We start from the raw sequence: 21,288 nt of genomic DNA, 5'->3' as shown, positions 1-21,288 counted from the left end.
TGGGGCGTACCGGGTGCACACCGGGCAGGCCATCGGCGTGCTGGCCGGTGCCCTCGAGCCCGGGGGCCTGAAGCTGCTGGCCGCGCAAGGGCCCGTGCAACTGCAAGCCCAAAGCGACCGCGTGGAGATCGCCGCGCGGCAAGCGCTCGATATCCAAAGCGCCCACAGCCACCTCGACTGGGCGGCGGCCAAGAAGATCAGCCTGGCCACCGCCGGCGGGGCGCGCATCACCTTGCAGGCCTCGGGCCTCACCGTGGAATGCCCCGGCACGATCCGGGTGCAGGCCGCGCAGAAGCGGATGGTGGGGGCGGAGCGGGTGGAGCACCCCTTGCCGCTGATGCCCAAGCAGGTGTGTGTGGAATGCTTGCTCAGCGCTCAGGCGGCTGGTGCGCCCTTTGCGAAACGATGACCGCGATCCCCCCAACTCGTGGTGCCAACAGCCTGTGGGACGGTTGGTGCAACATGCCGCCACCCTCGGACGGTGAGCATCGCTACATCCTCGTGAACCAGGCGGCATGGAACGCCCACCGCACGGTGATCCAAGGCCTCTGGTCATTGCCGCGCCAAGCCCTGCTCGGGCAAGGCCGGGACGCCTGCGAAGATGGCGCAACGCCGTTCGTGGTGCCGATCCAGGGCCGCCCGGACGAAGGGGCCCGCGCCTGGCCTTTGCGGGCCTTGTTCGACAGCGGCCAGTGGGCCTGCGCGCTGCATCTGATCGACTCGCCCCTGGCGCTTCAAGACCTGGCCCACGCCTTGAGCGAGCGCTGCCTGGCGTGCTTGAGCGATGGCCAGGAAATGCTGCTGCGCTACTTCGACACGCGCGTACTGGCTGCCTTGTGCGAGGTGCTGCAGCCCACCCAGATGCAGGATCTGGTGTCGTGCACGAGCGCCTGGTGGTTTGCCAACCGCCGGGGCGAATGGCAACGCCTCCCATCCCCGGGCGCACCCATCGAAGACCGCTTCGAAGCACCTTGGCAGTTCGATCCTGCGCAAGAGAATGCCCTGCTGGACGCCAGCCAAGCCGATGCGATGCTCGATCTGTTGATGCGGCAGAGGCAGCCAGCGCTGCAAGACTGGTCTCACGAGCAACGCCACAGTGTCGTTCGCGAACTGCTGCTGCAAGCCCGCAACTGCGGGCTCGAAGGCACGACCGATCTGGCTGCCTATTGCGCCGTCGGCTTGGCCCAAGGTGTTGACTTCGCGCTCGCAGAACCTTGGCGATCGGCCCTCCAGCGGGTCAGAGAAGGCCGTTTGACCTGGCTCCAGGCGATCGAGCAAGTGCAACAGGAGATGCCATGACCTTGACCCGTGCCGCGGTCTGCGCAACCGCCCTCGCCCCCATCCTGACGCTTGCCCTGACGGGTTGCAGCCCCGATCACTCCGGCTCGCCCAGGCACGAGCCCGCCGCCGCAGCGTACAGCCCGCCCATGCTCAACGGCCAGCGCCTGTACACCGGCCCGCACCGCACCCCACCCGGCATGAAAGGCCTGACCATCGTGGGCTACAACTACACCGACACCTATATCGACAGCTTCCGCGTCAATGGGGCGGGAGGGGGGAACATCAATGTCTCCAGCCCCACTTCAGGAGGCGGCGGCGGCACCTGCTGCGCCCCCATCCGCGCTGACATGCCCCTGCCGGCGCCAGTGGAGATCTCTTGGTCCAGAGATGGCGAGCCCACCGTGTGGTGCCGCCAAACGGTCCTGCTCGAAGGCCCGATCCGTGAGCCGGCCAACTACTTCGAGGTGCACTTCTACCAAGACGGGCACATCGAGGTGGCCATCAGCGATTACCCCGGGCCGCCGCGCGTCAGCCTGCCTCGACATACCCCTGCATTCCGCCACCCCCAGGGCAATGTGAACAACGACCACCAGTTCTCGGAGTGCCAGCATGAGCGGCCGTGAGATCCTGCAGGCGCAACAGGAGATGCCATGACCTTGACCCGTGCTGCGGCCTGCGCAACCGCCCTCGCCCCCATCCTGACGCTTGCCCTGACGGGTTGCAGCCCCGATCACACCGGCTCCACCGACTCGCCCAGGCACGAGCCCGCCGCCGCAGCCTACAGCCCGCCCATGCTCAACGGCCAGCGCCTGTACACCGGCCCACACCGCACCCCACCCGGCATGAAAGGCCTGACCATCGTGGGCTACAACTACACCGACACCTATATCGACAGCTTCCGCGTCAATGGGGCGGGAGGGGGAAATTTGGAGGTTTCGACACTCACTGCGGGCGGTGGGAAAGGCACCTGCTGCGCCCCCATCCGCGCCGACATGCCCCTGCCGGCGCCAGTGGAGATCACCTGGACGCGCAGCCTCCGCCAGGGCCCCTGGTGCAAGCAAACCGTCCTGCTCCAAGGCCCGATCCGTGAGCCGGCCAACTACTTCGAGGTGCACTTCTACCAGGACGGGCGCATCGAGGTGGCCATCAGCGATTACCCCGGGCCGCCGCGCATCCGTCTGCCACGCCACGACGTCGAAGCACGCCACCCCCAGGGCAATGTGAACAACGACCACCAGTTCTCGGAGTGCCAGCATGAGCGGCCGTGAGACCCTGCCCCTGCGTCAATCGGCTGCTGCACTTTCAGCCGCGGCGGCCATGGCCGAGCAGCCCGTGCAGGCGGCCTGCTCCGCCCTCGCGCCGCGCACGCCCAGCCCCGCATCGGCCGCGCTGGCTGCGGCCCACCAGGCCCGCATGCGCCCGGCCGGCTGCGCGCAGCGCATCAGCCTGGCGCTCTTCTTCGACGGCACCGGCAACAACCTCGATGCCGACGAACCGACCTCCGAGCACAGCAATGTGGCGCGGCTATACCGGGCACATCCTTTGGATGATCCAACCGCGCAGGTGTACGCACGCTACATCCCCGGCCTGGGCACCTACTTCCGCGAGATCGGCGACCCGGGCGGCACGCTCACCGGCGCCGGCGCGGGGGCCTACGGCCAGGCGCGGCTGGACTGGGCGTTCAAGGAGCTGGCGCAGTTGCTGCAACAAGCCGAGGCGCGCGCTGGCAACCCGAGCAATCCCATCGTCGAGGTGCGGCTGGCCGTCTTCGGCTTTTCGCGCGGGGCGGCGCTGGCGCGGGCCTTCTGCCGCGACTTGCAGCGCCGCTGCGAGCCCGCCGGCGCCGGCCACGTGCTGCGTCCCGGCGTGCTGCCGGGCTCGGGCCTGGCCCTGCGCGGCGGCTACCCGGTGCAGGTGTACTTCCTGGGGCTGTTCGACACGGTGGCCTCGGTAGGGGTGCCGATGTCGGCCAACAACTTCGCCCTCAAACGACGAGCCGGCCTGGACTGGCGCGACCTGGTGAGCCGCCGCCATGGCGACGGCCCGCAAGCGGATCTGGAGCGCCTGGCCTTCGGCGAGCCCGGGGCCGACCCGGCGAGCGGCCCGGCCGATGGCCATGCCGATTGGGCCGAGGGCCTGCAGATCCCGCCCCTCGTGGCGCGTTGCGTGCACATGGTGGCCGCGCACGAGGTGCGCAACTCCTTTCCGCTGGACAGCACTTTGCAGGGCGACGCCTACCCCAGCGGGGTGCAGGAAATGGTCTACCCCGGCGTGCATTCGGACGTGGGCGGGGGCTACCGCGAAGGCGAAGGCGGCAAGAGCGCGATGCTGGCCCAGGTGCCCTTGCGGGCCATGCTGCAGGCGGCCATCGAGGCGGGGGTGCCGTTGTTCTCGCTGGACAATATGCCGTCAGGACGACAACCTGATTTCGCCCTCGACCCCCAAGGCGCACGTGACCTGGCCGAGCTGATGCCGCTGTGGCGCGAGTACATGCGCGGCTTCGGCCACGCCCGGCCCTTGGGCGCCAGCGTGCTCGCCCATATGGCGGCGTACTGGCGCTATCGGCTGTCGGCGGCCTTGCACCGCGCCGGGGCCGCACCCACACCACAGCAACAGACCATCGAGCGCAACGAGCGCGCCTTCGCTGCGGACCGCGCCCGCCTGAGGCAGCAGCGTGACGAGGCGCGCCGCGACTACGGCCGCATCGCGCAGGCGCACGCCCGCGCAGAGCAGGCCTTGCATGCGGCGCAGTTGCACCCGGTGTTGCAGGCTCAAGTGCCGAGGCTGCGCGAGCAAGTGGCCACTTTGGGTGAGCAGCGGGAGGTGGCTCAGGACCGACTGCGCCGACTGCAGGCCCGCTTGGACACCGCGCCCGACGACAGCGGCCTGCTCGAGCGCCTGGCCCAGTTGGACGCCTGGCTGCTGGACGATGCACGAACCTTGCACCGCTGGCGCCAAGCGCAGCCACGCCGGCGCATGCGTCCGCACTACCTCGCGCTGGCCCAGGCGTATGAGGAGGTGGTGGTCCAGGGGCGCTGCCTGCCAGTCCAGTCGCCCCTCTATCGCTTCTTCGACCGCTATGTGCACGACTCGCTGGCCGGCTTCGACAAGGACAATACCCGCCCGAGCGACCCCCGGGTGCTGTATGTCGGGGGCGACACCAAGAAGCGCTACGCGGCGGTGCCACAAGCACAGGGCGAGGCGCTGCCGGCATGAGTGGGGCGGCCGGAGCACCGCAGGAGGCCTGCCAGCACCACGCTACCGCGCCAGCAAAGATGTTCCCTGGACGCCTTCCCGAAAGGACTCCACAAATGCCCGGTCGATGCGGTCCTTCCAGCGACCCACCCAGGCGCCGTGAGCGAACAGCGGGCCCCAGCTGGCCAGGGCCGTGCCGTCGGCGCAGGACAGCAGGGCCAGGGCAAAGCGCTGGGGACGGTAGGGTTGCAGGGCCTGGCCTGCGGCCCAGGCGCGCAGGTTGGCGGTGAGCACGGGGCCGGCGCGCACGGCGTAGACTCCGCTGCGGGGGTGGGGGGCGTCGATGCGACGGGACACGTCGCCCACTGCAAAGACCTCGGGGTGCGACACGGACTGCAGGGTGGCCCCGGTGGCGATGAAGCCATCGGACGCCAGGCGCAGGCCGCTGTCGGCCACCCAGGCCGGCGGCTGCACGCCCAGGGCCAGCACCGGCGCATCGCAGGGCAGGCGGCTGCCGCCCGACAGGCGCAACTGCCCGGGCTTGATCTCGACGGCGTCGTCGGCGATCACGGTGACGGCCCGCGACTTGAGCGCCGCCAGCGCCCGGTGGCGCAGCCCGCGCGGGAAGCCTGGCAGGAGGCCGGCGTTGCCGGCCACGAGCGTGACGCGGGCCTGGGCGACCAGTGCGCGGCGCATGGCCAAGGCCAGCTCGAAGCCGGCCGCCCCGCCGCCGATGACCACCACCTGCAAGCCTGGCTGCCGCGCCGCCAGCGACTGCAGGCGTGGCCACAGTTGCACGAAGCTGTGCAGGGGCCGCACGAACAGGGCGTGCTCGCGGGCGCCGTCGATGAGATCGCGCGCGAGTTCGCCCCCGGTATCGAGGCTGAGCGCGTCGTAGGCCAGGTCGTTGCCGCCGGCCAGCCGAAGCTGGCGGGCCTCGGGCCGCAACGCGGCCACGGCGTCGAGCACCAGGCGCACGCCGGCGCGGTGCGCCAGGGCGGCCAGGTCGATCTGCGCGTCTTCCGGGGCATAGCGGCCGGCGATCACGCCGGGCACCATGCCGGAGTACCACTGGGTCGGCTGCGGGGTGACGAGGGTCACCTCGACGCCCGGCAAGGGCCGTGCCGCGAGGGCGGCCAGCACCCGGACATGAGCATGGCCGCCACCGGCCAGCACGAGTTGTTTCATTCGGATCCTCCCGGGCGGTGCTGCAGGCCCCGCACGAAGGCGAGGGCCTGGCTGCCCGTGTTGTCGGTGTAGGCCCCGACCGCGATGGCGCGCAGCCGCGGGGCCTCGGTCGCTTCGTCGCCGAAAGCCCGCAGGAAATCGGCGGCCAGGTCGCGCGACTCCTGCCGCCAGGGCGTGGGGGCGGTCTCACCGCCGCGCAGCACCAGATAGCGCACACGGCGGCTGTAAGCATTGTCGATCCACGTGCCAGCGGCCAGGCCAGTGTCCCACACATAGCACAGCGTGGCGGCCGGCAGGTCTTCGCCACTGCGCGAGCGGGCCAGCCGCAGCAACTGGCGCTCGACGAAGGGCACGCGCTCCAGCGCATGGTCGAACAGGGCGCAGACCTTCACGGCAGTGTCGTCACCGGCCTGGGTGCGCAGGTCGGTGGAGGCGGCGAAGCGCTCGACACGCCACTGCCATTGCAACTGACCCGGCATACTGTCGGTGGGGTGCAGCAGGTTGCCGTAGGACGCCCGCGCCTCGATGCGCAGGCTCAAGGCGCCATCCGATTCGACGAGGCTGTAGCGGGTGCGGGGCAGGGTCTGTGCGGGCAGGCCCGCGAAGCGCCAGGGCAGCAGCGGCTGAGCGCCGGGTGCGCCTGCCCAGGGGGTCAGGTCGGCGGCCACACCGGCAGCGCCCAGCCCCAGGCTCAGCGGCAGGAGGGTTCGCAGCAGCAAGCAACGGGGGCGCATGGCAGGCAGAGTCAGCGGCGGCGGCAAAGTTCAGCCACCGCAACCATCACTCACCACGTCGCCAGGCGTGATAGCGCTCGACCCAGCGCAGCAGGGCTTCGGGCTTGTGGGCCTTCTTCCACTCGCCAGCGGCGTATTTGTTGGCCTCGGCCAGGGTGGGATAGATGTGGAGGGTGCCAAGGATCTTGTTCAGCCCCAGGCCGTGCTTCATCGCCAGCACGTACTCGGCCAGCAGGTCGGCGGCATGCTCGCCGACGATGGTCACCCCCAGGATGCGGTCTTTGCCCGGGACGGTGAGCACCTTGACGAAACCGTGGGCCTGGCCGTCGGCGATGGCCCGGTCGAGATCGTCGATGCCATAGCGCGTGACCTCGAAGGCCAAGCCCTGCCGCCGGGCCTCGTCTTCGCTCAGGCCCACGCGCGCCACCTCGGGGTCGGTGAAGGTGGCCCAGGGGATGACCGAATAATCCGCCTTGAAGGTTTTCAGCGACCCGAAGAGCGCGTTCACGGCCGCATACCAAGCCTGGTGCGCAGCCGTGTGGGTGAACTGGAAGGGGCCAGCCGCATCGCCGGCGGCGTAGATGTTCGGGTAGAGGGTTTCGAGGTAGTCATTGGTCTCGATGACACGCCCGGTGGGGATGCCCAGCGTTTCGAGACCGTGGCCTTGCAGGCGTGCCACACGGCCCACGGCGCAGAGGATCTCGTCGCCCTCGATCACGACCTCCCGGCCCTCGTGCTCGGCGATCAGGCGTTTCCCATCGGGGCCCGGCTCGCAACGCAGGGCGCGGTGGGCGGTGAGCACGCGCACGCCATCGCGTTCGAGCGACTCGCGCACCAGGCCGGCGGCGTCCTCGTCCTCCTTGAGCATCAGGCGCGGCGCCATCTCGACCTGGGTGACCTCGGCCCCCAGCCGCGCAAAGGCCTGGGCCAGTTCGCAGCCGATGGGCCCGCCGCCCAGCACGATGAGGCGGCGCGGCAGGGTGCGCAGGCTCCACAGGGTGTCGGACGTGAGGCAGCCCACCTCCTTCAAGCCCGGCAGATCGGGCACGAAAGGTTCGGCGCCGGTGGCCAGGATCACTGCACGGGTGGTCAGGGTCTGGACCGATCCGTCCTCGCGGGTGATGGCCACCGTCCAGGGGTTGACGAGGCGGGCCTGGCCTTGCACCACGTCCACACCCAGGCCGGTGTAGCGCGCCACCGAGTCGTGCGGCTCGATCTCGGCGATGACGCGGTGCACACGGTCCATCACCTGCGCGAAGTCGATCGCCGGCGGCGTGTCGGCCAGGCCATAGCGCGAGGCGTGGCGCATCTGGTGGGCCAGCTTGGCCGTACGGATCAAGGCCTTGCTGGGCACGCAGCCGTAGTTCAGGCAATCGCCGCCCATCTTGTGGCGCTCGACCAGCGTGACCTTGGCGCGCACGGTGGCGGCGATGTAGGCCGACACCAGCCCCGCCGCACCCGCGCCGATGACGACGAGATTGCGGTCGTAGCGGCGCGGGCGCACGCTGCGCCAGCGCGCATAGACGCGACCGCGCTGCACCGCGCTCACGATGTGGCGCGCGATCCAAGGGAAGACGCCCAGCAGCGCGAAGGAGCCCACCAGCGCGGGCGAAAGAATGCCGGCCAGCGAATCGATCCGCGCCAGCTGGGTGCCCGCGTTCACATAGACCACGGTACCGGCCAGCATGCCGAGTTGGCTCACCCAGTAAAAGGGCCAGGCCTTCATGCGGGTGAGTCCCATCGCCAGATTGATGATGAAGAAGGGCACGATCGGCACGAGGCGCAGCGTGAAGAGGTAGAAGGCGCCGTCGCGCTCGATGCCGGCGTTGATCTGCGCCAACCGGGCACCAAAGCGCTGTTGCACGGGCTCGCGCAGCAGGTAGCGCGCCACGAGGAAGGCCAGCAACGCGCCGATGCTGGAGGCAAACGACACGATCACCGTGCCGGCCGCCAGGCCGAAGAGCGCACCGCCAGCCAGCGTGAGCACGGCCGCCCCCGGCAGCGACAGCGCCGTGACGGCCAGGTAGACCAGGAAGTAGGCGCCGATCACCACCACGGGCTCGCGGGCGTAGAGATCGGCCAGGGCGGCCTGCTGGCGCTTCAGTTCATCGAGGCTGAGATAGCGCTGCAGGTCGAGCGCGAAGAAGGCGAGTACGCCGGCCAGCACCAACAACAGCAGCAGGAGCTTGCGCCCGTTCATGGCTTGTCCTTGTTTGAAGGGGTGGTGTGGTGGAACACCTGCCAGCCGGCAGCGATGCGCGTGGCCAGGGTGAGCCCGCACAGCACGGCAAAGCCGTAGGCCCACCAGGCGAAGTGCTGCGGCCACAGACACATCAGCGCAAAGCAGATCAGGGTCTCGGTGGCTTCGGTGAAGCCGCCGAGGTAGTAGAAGCCCTTTTGCGGGTAGGCCTCGCTGTGCAGGCCCTGACGTTCGGCCAGCACGGCGAACGCCAGGAAGCTGCTGCCGGTGCCGATGAAGGCCGCCAGCAGCACGGCCGCCGGCAAGGCATTGGCCGGCGGGTCGGCCAGGGCAAACGCCAGCGGGATGCTGGCGTAGAAGAGGAAGTCCAGCGTGATGTCGAGGAAGGCGCCACGGGGCGTGGGCTGGGTCAGGCGGGCGAGCGCGCCGTCCAGGCCGTCGCACAGGCGGCTCAGGAGGATCAGCGCCAGTCCCACCGCGGGCTGCGCCCCGGCGATCGCCACCGCCCCTGCCAGGCCGATGGCAAAGCCGCCCCAGGTGACGGCATCGGCGCCCAGGCCTGCACGATGCAGCCCCCGGGCCCAGCGGTGCAGCAGCGGCTGCAGCAGTCGCAGTGCGGCACGGTCAAGCATCGTCGGGCTTCGCGGGGTGGAGGGCAAGGACGCACGCGCCTTCGGGCACGTCAGCCGCATCGTGGGTCACCAGCACCGTGGGAATGCCGGCCTCGCGTGCCTGCGCAAACACGAAGGCACGAAAGCGCGCGCGCAAGGCCACGTCCAGGCGCGAGAAGGGTTCGTCCAGCAGCAGGGCCTCGGGCCGGGCCAGCAAGGCGCGCAACACGGCCACACGAGAGCGCTGCCCGCCCGAGAGCTGATGCGGCTGGCGATCGCCCAGGCCGGCCAGTTCGGCCCGCGCCAGGGCGGCCTGAGCCTGGGCGACGCGTTCGGCGCGCGGCCCGGCAGGCAGGGCGAAGAGCAGGTTCTCCAGTGCCGTGAGATGCGGAAAGAGCAGGTCATCCTGGAAAAGAATGCCCACGCGGCGCTGGGCCAGCGGCAGCGTGTGGATCTCGCGTCCGTTCAGGCAAGCCCTCCCCTGCGCCTGCAGGGCCGGTGGCAGCGTGCCGCACAGCCAGGCCAGCAGGCTGGACTTGCCTGATCCGCTCGGACCCATCACGGCCAGCACCTCGCCCGGCCCGACGGTGGCGCTCAAGCGGTCGATCAGCACGCGCGAGCCCAGACGCAGGCTCACGTGGTCGAGGACGAGGCTCACGCGAGTTCCTTTCGTGCGGCGCGATGCCCGATCCAGGCGGCCCCCGCGAAGGCCAGCGCCGGCACCAGCATCTGCAGGGCGGCAAAGGCCGCCATCGTGTGGCGCTGGCCGCCGGCGGCCAGGGTGAGGGCCTCGGTGGTGACCGTGGGCACACGCCCAGCCCCCAGGAACTGGGTGGGCAGGAACTGCGCCACGCTCACCGCCACCCCGACCGCCCAAGCGGCGGCCAGCGGTGCGCGCAGCAGCGGCCGCTTGATGGCCCACCAGTGGCGCCATTCGCTGCCGCGCAGCGAGACGGCCACCTGGCGGTAGCGCTCGTCATAAGCGCGATAGGCCGGCGCCAGCGCCACCCAGACATAGGGCAGCACGAAGACGCCGTGGGCCCAGGCGACCGCCCACCACGATCCGTCCAGCCCCAGCTCGAGTGCACCTCGGTACAGACCCAGCGTGAGCAGCAGCGAGGGCAGCACCATCGGAACATAGATGCACGGCGCGGCGCGCAAGTCCCAACGGGACGGAGTGGCCTCCAGCCAGGCCGTCACCAGCACGGTGGCCCACGAGGACGACACCAGCGCCAGACCCAGCGTGTGGCCCAGGGTGACCGGCTGGCGCAACACCTGCGTCCAGGCTTGGACCGTCCAGCGTTCGGGGATCAGATCGGGAAAAGGCCAGGCGCCGACGAAGGACACCCCCAGTACGGCCAGCATCACCAGCGCATACAGCCCAAACCCCAGACCGAGCAGCCCGGGGCCGGACACCCTGGCCGGCCCGTGCGAGGCCCCTCGATCGCCCGCCGTGGCGCGTCGGCGCCGCCAGGCCTGCGACGCGCTCCAGGCCAGCACGGCGGCCACCACGCTCAGCAGCCACAGCACGCACAGCACGCCCACGGCCGCCGCCCCCTGGGCTTGGCGCTGCGGCGACGCATCGAGCAGCCATTGCCAGGCCAGCACGCCCAGGGTCGGCGGGGTGGTGGGCCCCAGCACCACGGCCATGTCCACCACCGTGTAGCCATAGGCCAGCACGGCCGCCAAGGGCCAAGCGAGGCGGGGCAGCAACTGCGGCCACAGCAGGCGATGCCAGGCACGCACCGGCCCATAGCCCATCGAGATGGCCACCGCCAGTTCACGCTGCAGGCGCGCACCTTCATGGCCCTGGTGCAGCAGTGCGGCCACGTTCCACAGCAGGTAGGGCAGTTCCTTGGCCACCAGCGCCGCCATGAGCGCCAGCCCCCAGCCATCGTTCACCGTGGGCCAGGGCGGCGGGGCGTCCCAGCCGGCCCAGGAGGCGGCCAGGCGCATCAACACGCCGCTGGGCATCACCAGCAGCGCCAGGCCGATCGCAAAAGCCAGATGCGGCAGCGACAGCACCGGCCCCAGCGCACGCACCATCCAAGCCCAGGCCGCGCCTCCATGCAGTCGCGGCACCCACCACAGCACCACCGCAAGCGCCAATGCGGTGCTGCCCAGGCCCGTCACCAGACTGAGCCCCAAGGCCGGCAGGAACTGCACATCGGCCCACAAGGCCCGCCAGCCGTCGGCCGACGCCGCCTCGGCCGCCGCCGCGATCAGCGCCCCCGCCAGCGGCATGGCAAAGAGCACCCCTGCCGGCAGGCCCAACGCCAGCCTGGTCAGGGACGGCAGCGCCGGGCTCACACGCCGTAGCGCCGCGTCCATTCGCGCTCGATGGGTTCGACCCAGCTGGCATGCGGCTCAGGCCACGCGGGCGCGGGCTCGAGCACCACGCCGGGCGCGTCCGCAGCGCTGAAATGGGCGCGGTCGGACGGACTGAGCCGGTCCAGGGCCAACACGGTGGGGTCGCCCCAGTGGCGGATATCGGCCTTGCGGCCCTGGGCGCGGGGCGAAAGCAGGAAATTGATCATCACCTGGGCCCCTTCCTTGGCCCGCGCATTGAAGGGGATGGCGATGAAATGCGTGTTCCCGATCGTCCCGCGCCGATGCTGCCAGCTCACCACCGTGTCGGGCAGCAGACCTTGCGCAATGTGATTGGCCGCGGCATTGGGGTTGAAGGTGAGTGCGATCCACAACTCGCCATCGCCCAGCATCTGGCGCAGGGCCGCGTCGTTGGCCGGGAACTGGCGGCCGCCGCGCCACAGGTGCCGGTGGTGGACATCGAGCCAGGCCCACAAGGGGGCCGTGACTTCAGCGAAGGACTCAGGCTCCATGGGCCGCTCCAACACACGGCGGTCGGCGAGGCTTTCCATCAACACCTGCTTGAGGAAGGTGGTGCCGTGGAAGCTGGGCGGGCGGGGATAGGTGAAGCGGCCCGGGTGACGCACGATGAACGCGCTCAGTTCCTCCAGGCTGCGCGGCGGAGAGGGCACGCGCCGGCGGTCGCCGAAGAAGGTGAGCTGGGCCATGCCCCAGGGAGCCTCCATGCCTTCGACGGGCTCGGAGAAGTCCAGGCGCGTGGTGGGCTTGCCCTCGGTGTCCACCCAGCGGTGGTTGCGCAAGGCCTCGGCAAAAGGCCCGAAGAGCAGGCCCTCACGCTTCATCGCCAGGAAATTCTCGCCATTGATCCACACCGCATCGACGCTGCCCTCGCGCACCCGGCCGGCCTGCCGCTCGGTGCGCACGCGCCGCACCACCTCGGCGGTGTCGGTGATCTTCACGTGCTCGAGCCGTACGCCGTGGCGACGCATCAACTCGCCGCCGGCCCATTGCAGGTAGGCATTGATGCGGTCGCTGCCGGCCCAGGCGTTGAAGTGCACGGTCTGCCCCCGAGCGGCGCGTTCGACGGCCGCCCAGTCGTCGCGGGCCCAGGCACGGGGAATGACACCCACCAGGGGCAGGCTCAGCAGGTGGCGGCGGCTCAGGGTCATGGGCGGGAGGTCTGCGCAACGTTCACCAGTGCGATCAGGTCGGTCACGCCCGGGTCGATGCCGGCTTGCATCAGCAGCGTGGTCACCTGCCCGCGGTGGTGGGTCTGGTGGTTGAAAAAGTGGCTCAGGGCCTGCCAGGTGGGATGCTCGCGGGCCTCGCCCCGGGTGTTGGCGTAGCGCATGGGTCGCGACACGGCCTGCACCGTGAGGCGGGCCGCCACATCCTCGATGGCCGCGTCCATCGCGTCGCGATGCGCACGCATGGCCTCGAAGTCGTCGAAGAGCGGCATGTCCAGGCCACGGAAGACGCCCAGGTGCACGACCTCGGCCGGCAGCACGTCGAAGGGTGCACCCTGGTCCCGCAAGCGCCCCAGCCACAACTTGTCGGCCACGACCAGATGGTTCAGCGTGGCATGCAGGGAACCGAAGTAGGCCCCGCGGTCACGCTTGCGTTCGGCATCGTCCAGCCGGGCGGCGGCCTCATACAGCCGCTGGTTGAACCAGCGGTTGTACTGGGCCATCCAGCGGTAGAGGTCGGTCAGGTCGGCCGTTCGTGTCATGGGGGTCACCTCGGAGATCTGCGTCAGGACGGGCCCGAGTCTACGGGGCCGCCGCACCGGGGCGATCCGTCGGCCTACACCTGGATTCGGCGCAGACGGCAAAAGGTTACCTGCGCCGGCGCCCGTTCAGCGCCCGGCGGGCAAGTCGCCCCAGGCGGGGCGCGACGCACCGAAGCCCGAGGGGGTGCTGGTCGTGGCGAACAGGCGCGAGTCCAGCCGGCTGGAGACGACCTCGGGCGAGGCATAGAAGCGGAGCCGGTTGCGGCCGGCCCGCTTGGCCTCGTACAGGGCTTCGTCGGCCTGGTGCAGCAGGTCCACGAGGTCCACGCGCTGGGACTGCAGCATCGCCGCCGACGCATAGGCCACACCGATGCTCATCGTGCAGCGCAGGAAGCGGCTGCCGGTGTCGATCTCCAGGACCTCGAAGCTGTGACGCAGCCGCTCGGCGAAGACGCGGGCGCCGGGCACATCGGTGCCGGGCAGCACGAGGCAGAACTCCTCGCCACCCAGCCGGGCGAACAGGTCGGTCTCGCGCTTGGCCCGGTGCACCAGCGCCGACAGCGCCTTGAGCACCAGATCGCCGACCTGGTGGCCATGCTGATCATTGACGTTCTTGAAGTGGTCGATGTCCAGGACCAGCACGGTGACCGACTGGCCCAACTGGGCCGACAGCGCCATCAGACGGCTGCTGCGGTCCTCGAAGCCGCGCCGGTTGAGGGCCCCCGTGAGGGGATCGCGTACCGCCTCGGCCCGCAGCTTCTCGGCCAGACGGAAGTTGACCAGCAGCACGAACAGCAGGGCCAGCGTGCCCGAGGCGACGAAGGACAACATCAGCAGCCAGGCATTGGCCTCGGGCAAGGCTTCGCGCCAGTGCTGCGACCCTGCCTGTGCCAGCACGACGCCCCGTGTGATCCACCCAGCCGCCAGCACCAGGGCGCTGAGCAGCAGCCCGAGGTGGATCGCCAGGAAGCCCGGCCGCATGCTGCGCCAGGCCACCCAACCGACGTTCAACCACATCAGCGCTGCCATCGCCGAGACCCACAGAAGGCTGCCGAAGGGTCGGCCCGCAGCCCCGAACCCCAGGATGACGATCACCGCGATCGCCACCCCGATCAGCAGCCCTCGCGTTCGCATCGGCCGGCCCAAGAAGCGACGCAGCCCCTCGCCCAACAGACCGATCCCGAGCAACAGCATGCCTGAACCGAAGGCATAGACGATCCACCAGGCCGGCCCGGTCTGCAGCACAGCCCAACCGGACAACCCCATGCCCAGCACCACCCAGGCCATCGCGCGCGTCCACACCTCCGGGCCGGGCTGGCCAGCCGCCACCCGCCGCAGCAGGGCCAGCAGGCCCAGCACGATCAGAGACAGCAACACCTGGGCCAGCAACAAGCCCCAGTACTGTGGCGCGCCCAGGCTCATGGCCCTACCCTCCCGCCACGAGGACCGCAGGCTCGGTGCGCGGCCCCACGGCCAACGCCGAAGGGGCCAGCACGCAGCGGTTGCGCCCTTGCGCCTTGGCGTCGTACAGGGCGGCATCGGCCCGGGCGATCAGCTCGGCCCAGGAGGCCTGCGCACCGGGGGCCGAGGCCACGCCGAAGCTGGCCGTCAGCGGCAGGCGTTGCCCCTGCACCGAAAAGCCGTGGGCCGCCACCACCGCCCGCAGGCGCTCGGCCTCGCGCAGGGCCTGGGAGCCGTCGGCACCCGGCAGGACCACGGCGAACTCCTCGCCTCCGAGGCGACCCACGAGGTCGGCCTCTGGCACATGCTCGACCAGGAGGCGAGCAAAGTCCCTCAGCACCGCATCGCCCTGGGCATGGCCAAAGGTGTCGTTCACGCGCTTGAAGTGGTCGATGTCACAGACCAGCAGCGCCACCGGACGGCCCACCCGCCGGGCGAAGGCCAGCACGGTGGCCATCGCGTCGTCCAGACCGCGCCGGTTGAACACCCCGGTGAGGGGGTCACGGATGGTCAATTGCAGCAGGGCCTCGTTCATCCGGGCGGTCATCAACAGGGTCAGGCCGCAGATGACCGCCAGCACGCACAGCGTCGTGACCATGCTGGCGAGCTGGATCCCCGCCGTGCGGACAGACTCGGCCATCTCTGCGCCCACGGCAAGCCAAGCCAGCCCCAGCAGCCTCAGCACAGCCAGCACGGCGATCAGCCCGCAGGCGCCCTGCAAGAACCATCGCACCTCTGCCAGCACGCCACCGCCCACGCGATGCAGGGTCCACACCATCGCGCCCATCAGGATCGCAATGCCACCGGTGCGTATGGCCAGACGAGCCTCGGGACTGGGAACCACCGCGACGAACACCGCCGACAGCACCAAGCCCGAGAACAAGACCGCCCCGGCCAGTGCCCATGGACGCTCCAGGCGCAGGTACTGCCGCAACCCAATGAGCAGCAGCGCGTACCCCAACAGCAGCAGGGGCTCGCGTAGCAGCAGCCACAGCGCAGGCAATTGCTCGCCCTGGGAAATCAGGGCACTGCCCACGCCCAACGGGATGAAGGCGGCGGCCCAATACCCCGTCCCCTGGGATTCGGGCACATGCGGGATCGTCAGCGCCAAAACCAGGGCCAGCAGCAATCCCAACGCGGCGGCGGCCAAAGAGACGATGGAGAAGTCCAAACGGGTCGTCGATCGAAGAAAGGGTGAGAATTCAGTCCCATGCAGGAGCGTACCGCCCACAGTATGCCTATGCGAAGTGCGGCCCAACAAGTCATCGGCCAAGCGCTCAGTGCGCAAATATAAAGGGCAATGACCTGCCAGCTTTGCGCCTTGCAACGCGTGCAGGTGCGCGATACTGGTTCGTGATCGGGCAAAGTCCGAGGTCCTTCTCTCGGCGTGTAAAACCATGACCCACGACACAGTGCCGACACCCTTGGACGAACGGCCCGCGGCTGCCGTGCGTGAGAAATCTCAGCGAGCAGCGTTTTGCTGGCCTACGCCCCCCTTCGCAGCCTACCCAGCCGCGCAGGAGCAGTTGCAGCCGTTGGCATGCGAGATCGAGGGCCTGAACCAACGGGTTCTGTCGGGGCGACTCATCTTCTTCGTGCCCGAAGAAGGCGTGGCTTACGTGCAAGTGCCGCCGGCGCGCACCACGATGTCGCTGCGTTTCGATCAGTTCCGCTCGCTGTCGCTCAGTGAGGTCGTCCACGCCCAAACCCTCGGCGACCACAACGAGTGGACCGGCTTGTTCGACACCCGTCCGCGCACCCCCTTTCGGGTGATCATGCGCGAGGGCCATCCGCTGGAGGGGGTCACCATTGGCCACGTCGAGACCGACGCCGGGCTGTTTTTGTTCCCGCCCGTGGATGATCATGGCGGAGTGCGTCGGCTGTTCGTTCCAAGGCCAGCGTACGAGCGCGTCGAGCTTGGCCCGCGCATCGGCGATGTGCTCGTTTCGAATCAAGCGGCAACGCCCGAGCAGGTCGAGTTGGCCGTGCGAGAGCAAGAACATTTGCGAGAGCGCAAGCTGGGCGACATCTTGCTGACGCGCAAGATCGTGGACCCCGATCAACTCAAAGCCGCACTGGAGCAGCAAGCACGCATGCCGATGGTGCGCATCGGCGAAGCCTTGGTGTCCCTCGGTCTGATCACCCAGCAACAACTCGAAGAAGCCCTGGAGCAGCAACGACGGGATCGCAGCGTGCCGCTTGGCGAGCTGTTGGTGCGCATGCAACTGATTTCCCGTCAGGATCTGCAGCTGGCTTTGGCTCGAAAAATGGGCTACCCGCTGGTGGACGTAAGCACCTACCCCACCAACGTCGAGGCTTTGCGCAAGGTTCCTTTTGCCGTTGCCTCGCGCTTGGAGGCCTTGCCTCTCCTGGTCTGGGAGGGTCGGCTGGCCGTGGCCATGGAGGATCCCTCGCGGCACAAGGACATCGAGGAGTTGGAATTCGTCAGCCAGCTCAAGATCGTGCCGGCCCTCGCTCAGGCCGGCAGTCTGGGCCTGGCCATCCGCCAGGCCTACGAGAAGATCGGCTCGGACGTGTGGTCCTTGCATGCCCAGCTCGAAGCGCCCATCGAGTTCGAGCCGGAATCTGCCGGGCGGCTGGTCGAGACTTTGGAGCTTGACAGCTCATCGATCGACGATGACGACGAGCCCTCCATCGAGCAGTCGGACAACTCACTGGTGAGGCTCATCAACACGATGATCGTCGATGCGCATCAGCAAGGGGCCTCCGACATCCACATCGAGTGCTACCCGGGCCGAGAGAAGGTGAAGGTGCGCTTCCGCAAGGACGGCCTGCTGCAGCCCTATCTGGAACTGCCCCACACCTACCGCAATGCCCTGGTCGCACGCATCAAGATCATGTGCGATCTCGACATCTCCGAGCGCCGCAAGCCGCAGGACGGGAAGATCAACTTCGCACGCTTCATGCCCGGACACCGCCTGGAGCTTCGCGTCGCCACCATCCCCACGAACAACAACCTCGAGGACGTGGTGATGCGCATCCTGGCCTCGGCCAAGCCCATCCCGCTGGACCAGCTCGGCCTGGCATCCGAGAACCTCGAGCGGCTGCAGCAGGCCATGGAGCGCCCGCACGGCCTGGTGCTGTGCGTGGGCCCCACCGGCTCGGGCAAGACCACCACGCTGCATTCGGCGTTGAGCTATATCAACGTGCCCGAACGCAAGATCTGGACGGCCGAGGACCCGGTGGAGATCACCCAGCCCGGGCTGCGCCAGGTGCAAGTGAACCCCAAGATCGACTGGACCTTCGCCAAGGCCTTGCGCGCCTTCTTGCGTGCCGACCCCGACGTGATCATGGTCGGCGAGATCCGTGACCAGGAAACCGCGCAGATCGCGATCGAGGCCTCGCTCACCGGACACCTCGTGCTGTCCACGCTGCACACCAACAGCGCACCGGAGACCGTCACCCGCCTGCTCGACATGGGCATGGACCCCTTCAACTTCGCCGACTCGCTGCTGGCGGTGCTGGCGCAGCGCCTGGTGCGCCGGCTGTGCAACGAATGCCGCACCAGCCGCCCCGCTACGGCCGAGGAAGTCGAAGAGCTGCTCGCCGATTACCTGCACGTGTGTCCGAAAGACGACCCACGCTTCACACGCGAGAGCGTGCTGAACGGCTGGATCGCACACCACGGCCGAGACGGCCGCCTGATGCACCACGACAGCCCCGGCTGTGAGAAATGCCACCACACCGGCTTTCGCGGACGCGCCGGGCTGCACGAACTGATGATCGTCACCCGCGAGCTGCGCCACCTCATCCAGACCGGCGCACGCGCCGAGGAACTGCAGCGCCGCGCCCTCGGCGAAGGCATGCGCACCCTGCGACAGGACGGCATCCTCAAGGTGCTCGCTGGTGTGACCACACTGGCCGAAGTGCGCGCCACCAGCAATCTATGATCGACCGCCCGGCAACGCCGTCTTGGTTCGGCGACAGCCTCAGCCCAGCTCCGTGTACCGCTCGATGATGCGCGAGACGATGCCGTAGTCGATCGCCTCCTGCGCGTTCATCCAGTAGTCGCGCTCCATGTCGGCTTGCACCTTCTCTAGCGGTTGCCCGGTGGCCGCCGCCGTGTGCCGGGCGATGCGCTCGCGGATGCGCAAGATCTCGCGCGCCTGGATCGCGATGTCGGTGGCCTGACCTCCGGCACCGCCGCCGGGCTGGTGGATCATGAAGCGCGTGTTGGGCAGACACACGCGGCGCTCCCTGGGCGCGGCCAGGAAGATGTGCGTGCCGGCACTGGCCACCCAGCCCGTGCCGATGGTGGTGACCGGTGCACGCACGAAGCGGATCATGTCGTGGATGGCGTCGCCCGACTCCACATGGCCGCCCGGTGAGGACACCAGCACGTGGATCGGGGCATCGGACTCCTGCGCCATCGCGATCAGCTTCTCGCAGGTCGCACGTGCGACGGCGGGATTGATCTCGCCAAAGACCAGGATGAAGCGCGACTGGAAGACCAGGCGCTCGGCAAGGTTTCCCGCCTTGTCGGACTTCTCGGCCTTGTCGCCCGTTTCACTGCCCCGCACGGGGTCGTTCGGAAGAAAGACAGGATGCATGGTCGTCGTTTCCTGTACACACAACAATTTCCGCAACGATAGCGCATCAGGGCGCCCTGCAAGCTGCGCCACCGGCGCACTCGAACCACAGACCCATCCGCGCCAGCATCATCCCCCGCCACGCTGCATGTACAGGTCGAAGTGCCGCATGAAGGCCAGCCGCTGCACCTGCCCCACCCCCTCGAAGCGGAAGGACACGGACAGGCGCGGCAACTGCACCAGCGCGATCCGCCGCGGCGGTAGGATCTGCCAGCGCAGATGCAGGCAGCCGGTGCCGAGGTCCACCTGCGCCTGTCCCGGCAGGAGCCGCAGGGTGGCCTGGGCAACCGCGCCCGGCAGCCATCCCAGCCATTCGGCCTCGGTGCAGCCCATCTCCCGCTCAAAGCACTCGGGATAGTGCGACTGCATGGTCCTCAGCCCCCGGCGATGGGGGGCCAGATCGCCAGCACGTCGCCCTCTTGCAGGCGGCGGGTGGAGCGCTCCTGCGGCGGCACGAAGACACCGTTGACCAGCACCAGGTGCACGAGCTTCATCGGCAGGTTGAAAGGGGCCACGATCTGCTCGATCGTGGCCTGCGGATCCACCTCGAGCTCGATGCGGTTGTCGCTGCGTGCCTGCGGCGGCAGGTAATCGGTCAGCGTGGCGTAGAGCTTGAAGGTGATCTTCATGGGCACATCATGCCGCAGCCTTCGGCCTGGCGGCCTGCCACTGGTGTTGCGACTGCGCGCAGGCAAGGTAGGCCTCCATCAGCCGCGTGGGCTCACGCATCAGGCGGTCCTTCCACGCGCCCAGGCGCACCCGGCCTTCCACCAGGCCGCGCATCACCCCCACATGGTCGGTCCAGCCGATGCTGTTGCAGCCCACCAGGCGGTCACCGTCGAACTGCAGGCTCAGGTGCTTCCACAGCGTCTCGTCGGTGAGTTCGACGCGGTCGCCGCCAGGCACGCCCTGCCAATCGCCGAAGCTCGTGCTGACCAGCCCCAGGGTGTCGAGCACGTTGATCTGCGTCACGCCCTTGAGCACCGCCGCCTTGCCGGCCATGTTCATCGCCGCCACGTAGGCCTGGTCGGCCGCGTTGGGCTGGATGGCGCTGACGATGGTCCGGCCGGTCGCCAGATCCAGCGCCTCGGCGCAGTCGCCGGCGGCATAGATGCCCGGCACGTTGGTGCGCATGTGCTCGTCGGTCAGCACCCCCTGCAGGCAGGTCACGCCCGAGTTCTCGAGGAAGCCGATGTTGGGCTTCACGCCGGTGGCGCTGATGACGAGGTCCACGCTCAAGTGCTGTCCGTTGGACAGCCTGACTTTCAGCGGCGTGCCGCTCTCGATGGCCTCCACCCGGGTGCCGGTGAAGACCGTCACTCCCTTGGACTCCACCCAGCGCTTGATCATGCCGCCCGCGGTGGGCCCCATCATGCGCGGCACCATGCGGTCGCCCATTTCCACCACGGTGAGCTGCACGCCCCGCATGGCCAGCGCTTCCATGATGATGCAGCCGATGAAGCCGGCGCCCATCTGCAACACGCGCGCGCCCTTGGTCGCCAGGCGCTCGATGGCGCGGGCGTCGTTGAGCGTCCAACAGGCATGCACACCGGGCAGGTTCATGCCGGGGATCGGGGGCCGCACCGGGCTGGAGCCGGTGGCGATCAGCAAGGTGTCGAAGCCGGTCACGCTGTCGTCGTCGAGCGTGAGGCGACGCGACGCCGCATCGAGCCGCTTGGCCCGCTGCTGACGCAGCTGGATGTCCAGGCGTTGGAAGTGATCGGCCGTCTTGCGCAGGTAGGTGCCCGGCTCGCCGATCTGGCCGGTCAGCAGGTAGGGAATGGCCATGCGCGAGTACGGCGGCTCGCGTTCGTCGCCGATGAGGACGATCTCGTCGTGCGGGGCCTGCTTGCGCAAGGTCTCCGCGGCGATCACGCCGGCCGGGCCGGCGCCGAGGATGACGTGCTTCATGAGGGGCTCCAAAAACGAGGGGCGGCGCCAGCGCGCTGGG

At 69.2% G+C, this 21,288-nt stretch carries 20 protein-coding genes; 6 read left to right on the top strand and 14 right to left on the bottom strand.

The genetic code is table 11. The features are described from left to right. The 5 genes from ACK4ZD_RS04255 to ACK4ZD_RS04235 all read left to right on the top strand — a co-directional run. On the top strand, nucleotides 1-409 hold a 409-nt coding region (locus ACK4ZD_RS04255), incomplete at its 5' end, for a DUF2345 domain-containing protein (RefSeq protein ID WP_409659114.1). Further along, on the top strand, nucleotides 406-1,299 hold the full coding sequence (locus tag ACK4ZD_RS04250) for a DUF4123 domain-containing protein (RefSeq protein ID WP_409659112.1): 894 nt from the start codon (nucleotides 406-408) through the stop codon (nucleotides 1,297-1,299). The genes ACK4ZD_RS04255 and ACK4ZD_RS04250, both read left to right, overlap by 4 nt. Continuing rightward, nucleotides 1,296-1,904 carry a DUF3304 domain-containing protein gene (locus tag ACK4ZD_RS04245; RefSeq protein ID WP_409659110.1) on the top strand — a complete coding sequence of 203 codons (609 nt, stop codon included), beginning with the start codon at nucleotides 1,296-1,298 and terminating at the stop codon, nucleotides 1,902-1,904. The genes ACK4ZD_RS04250 and ACK4ZD_RS04245 overlap by 4 nt, the downstream gene beginning before the upstream one ends. Before the next feature lie 27 nt (nucleotides 1,905-1,931). Further along, on the top strand, nucleotides 1,932-2,549 hold the full coding sequence (locus ACK4ZD_RS04240; protein ID WP_409659108.1) for a DUF3304 domain-containing protein: 618 nt from the start codon (nucleotides 1,932-1,934) through the stop codon (nucleotides 2,547-2,549). Continuing rightward, nucleotides 2,536-4,497 carry a phospholipase effector Tle1 domain-containing protein gene (locus ACK4ZD_RS04235; RefSeq protein WP_409659106.1) on the top strand — a complete coding sequence of 654 codons (1,962 nt, stop codon included), beginning with the start codon at nucleotides 2,536-2,538 and terminating at the stop codon, nucleotides 4,495-4,497. Before ACK4ZD_RS04240 ends, ACK4ZD_RS04235 begins: the two co-directional genes overlap by 14 nt. 42 nt (nucleotides 4,498-4,539) lie before the next feature. Here ACK4ZD_RS04235 and ACK4ZD_RS04230 read toward each other — a convergent pair whose 3' ends face one another. The 10 genes from ACK4ZD_RS04230 to ACK4ZD_RS04185 form a co-directional block, all read right to left on the bottom strand. Then, a complete protein-coding gene (locus ACK4ZD_RS04230) occupies nucleotides 4,540-5,664 on the bottom strand; it encodes an FAD-dependent oxidoreductase (protein WP_409659104.1) in 1,125 nt (374 codons plus the stop codon). Beyond that, on the bottom strand, nucleotides 5,661-6,398 hold the full coding sequence (locus tag ACK4ZD_RS04225) for a DUF3047 domain-containing protein (protein WP_409659102.1): 738 nt from the start codon (nucleotides 6,396-6,398) through the stop codon (nucleotides 5,661-5,663). Before ACK4ZD_RS04225 ends, ACK4ZD_RS04230 begins: the two co-directional genes overlap by 4 nt. Before the next feature lie 46 nt (nucleotides 6,399-6,444). Next, nucleotides 6,445-8,598, bottom strand: coding sequence for an FAD-dependent oxidoreductase (locus tag ACK4ZD_RS04220; protein ID WP_409659100.1), 2,154 nt, complete (start codon nucleotides 8,596-8,598; stop codon nucleotides 6,445-6,447). After that, entirely contained in the window at nucleotides 8,595-9,230 is a 636-nt protein-coding gene (locus ACK4ZD_RS04215; protein WP_409659098.1) for a CDP-alcohol phosphatidyltransferase family protein, read from the bottom strand. Before ACK4ZD_RS04215 ends, ACK4ZD_RS04220 begins: the two co-directional genes overlap by 4 nt. After that, on the bottom strand, nucleotides 9,223-9,867 hold the full coding sequence (locus ACK4ZD_RS04210; protein WP_409659096.1) for an ATP-binding cassette domain-containing protein: 645 nt from the start codon (nucleotides 9,865-9,867) through the stop codon (nucleotides 9,223-9,225). Before ACK4ZD_RS04210 ends, ACK4ZD_RS04215 begins: the two co-directional genes overlap by 8 nt. Next, entirely contained in the window at nucleotides 9,864-11,540 is a 1,677-nt protein-coding gene (locus tag ACK4ZD_RS04205; RefSeq protein WP_409659094.1) for an ABC transporter permease, read from the bottom strand. The genes ACK4ZD_RS04210 and ACK4ZD_RS04205 overlap by 4 nt, the downstream gene beginning before the upstream one ends. Continuing rightward, complete coding sequence (locus ACK4ZD_RS04200) at nucleotides 11,516-12,706, bottom strand: ABC transporter substrate-binding protein (protein WP_409659092.1); 1,191 nt, start codon at nucleotides 12,704-12,706, stop codon at nucleotides 11,516-11,518. The genes ACK4ZD_RS04205 and ACK4ZD_RS04200 overlap by 25 nt, the downstream gene beginning before the upstream one ends. Next, entirely contained in the window at nucleotides 12,703-13,266 is a 564-nt protein-coding gene (locus ACK4ZD_RS04195) for a DinB family protein (protein ID WP_409659091.1), read from the bottom strand. Before ACK4ZD_RS04195 ends, ACK4ZD_RS04200 begins: the two co-directional genes overlap by 4 nt. A gap of 126 nt (nucleotides 13,267-13,392) precedes the next feature. Further along, a complete protein-coding gene (locus ACK4ZD_RS04190; protein ID WP_409659089.1) occupies nucleotides 13,393-14,688 on the bottom strand; it encodes a GGDEF domain-containing protein in 1,296 nt (431 codons plus the stop codon). Between the two features lie 4 nt (nucleotides 14,689-14,692). Continuing rightward, a complete protein-coding gene (locus ACK4ZD_RS04185) occupies nucleotides 14,693-15,898 on the bottom strand; it encodes a GGDEF domain-containing protein (RefSeq protein ID WP_409659087.1) in 1,206 nt (401 codons plus the stop codon). Between the two features lie 226 nt (nucleotides 15,899-16,124). Here ACK4ZD_RS04185 and ACK4ZD_RS04180 point away from each other — a divergent pair, with 226 nt between their 5' ends. Beyond that, entirely contained in the window at nucleotides 16,125-18,638 is a 2,514-nt protein-coding gene (locus ACK4ZD_RS04180; RefSeq protein ID WP_409659085.1) for an ATPase, T2SS/T4P/T4SS family, read from the top strand. A 39-nt stretch (nucleotides 18,639-18,677) separates the two neighbouring features. Here the strand turns inward: ACK4ZD_RS04180 and ACK4ZD_RS04175 are convergent, their stop codons facing one another. The 4 genes from ACK4ZD_RS04175 to ACK4ZD_RS04160 all read right to left on the bottom strand — a co-directional run bounded on the left by ACK4ZD_RS04175 (nucleotide 18,678) and on the right by ACK4ZD_RS04160 (nucleotide 21,248). Next, nucleotides 18,678-19,298: an ATP-dependent Clp protease proteolytic subunit gene (locus tag ACK4ZD_RS04175; protein ID WP_409659083.1), complete on the bottom strand. Its 621-nt coding sequence runs from the start codon at nucleotides 19,296-19,298 to the stop codon at nucleotides 18,678-18,680. 108 nt (nucleotides 19,299-19,406) lie between these two features. Next, nucleotides 19,407-19,706 carry a hypothetical protein gene (locus ACK4ZD_RS04170; RefSeq protein WP_409659081.1) on the bottom strand — a complete coding sequence of 100 codons (300 nt, stop codon included), beginning with the start codon at nucleotides 19,704-19,706 and terminating at the stop codon, nucleotides 19,407-19,409. Nucleotides 19,707-19,711: 5 nt separating this feature from the next. Continuing rightward, nucleotides 19,712-19,966 (bottom strand): MoaD/ThiS family protein, encoded by a 255-nt coding sequence (locus tag ACK4ZD_RS04165; protein WP_409659079.1) that lies wholly within the window; start codon nucleotides 19,964-19,966, stop codon nucleotides 19,712-19,714. A 7-nt stretch (nucleotides 19,967-19,973) separates the two neighbouring features. Next, nucleotides 19,974-21,248 (bottom strand): NAD(P)/FAD-dependent oxidoreductase, encoded by a 1,275-nt coding sequence (locus ACK4ZD_RS04160; protein ID WP_409659077.1) that lies wholly within the window; start codon nucleotides 21,246-21,248, stop codon nucleotides 19,974-19,976. Between the last annotated feature and the right edge of the window lie 40 nt (nucleotides 21,249-21,288).

This window comes from Caldimonas sp. (assembly GCF_046291045.1).
Classification (GTDB): Bacteria; Pseudomonadota; Gammaproteobacteria; order Burkholderiales; family Burkholderiaceae_C; genus Caldimonas.
This window is presented reverse-complemented; position numbering and strand designations above follow the sequence as displayed.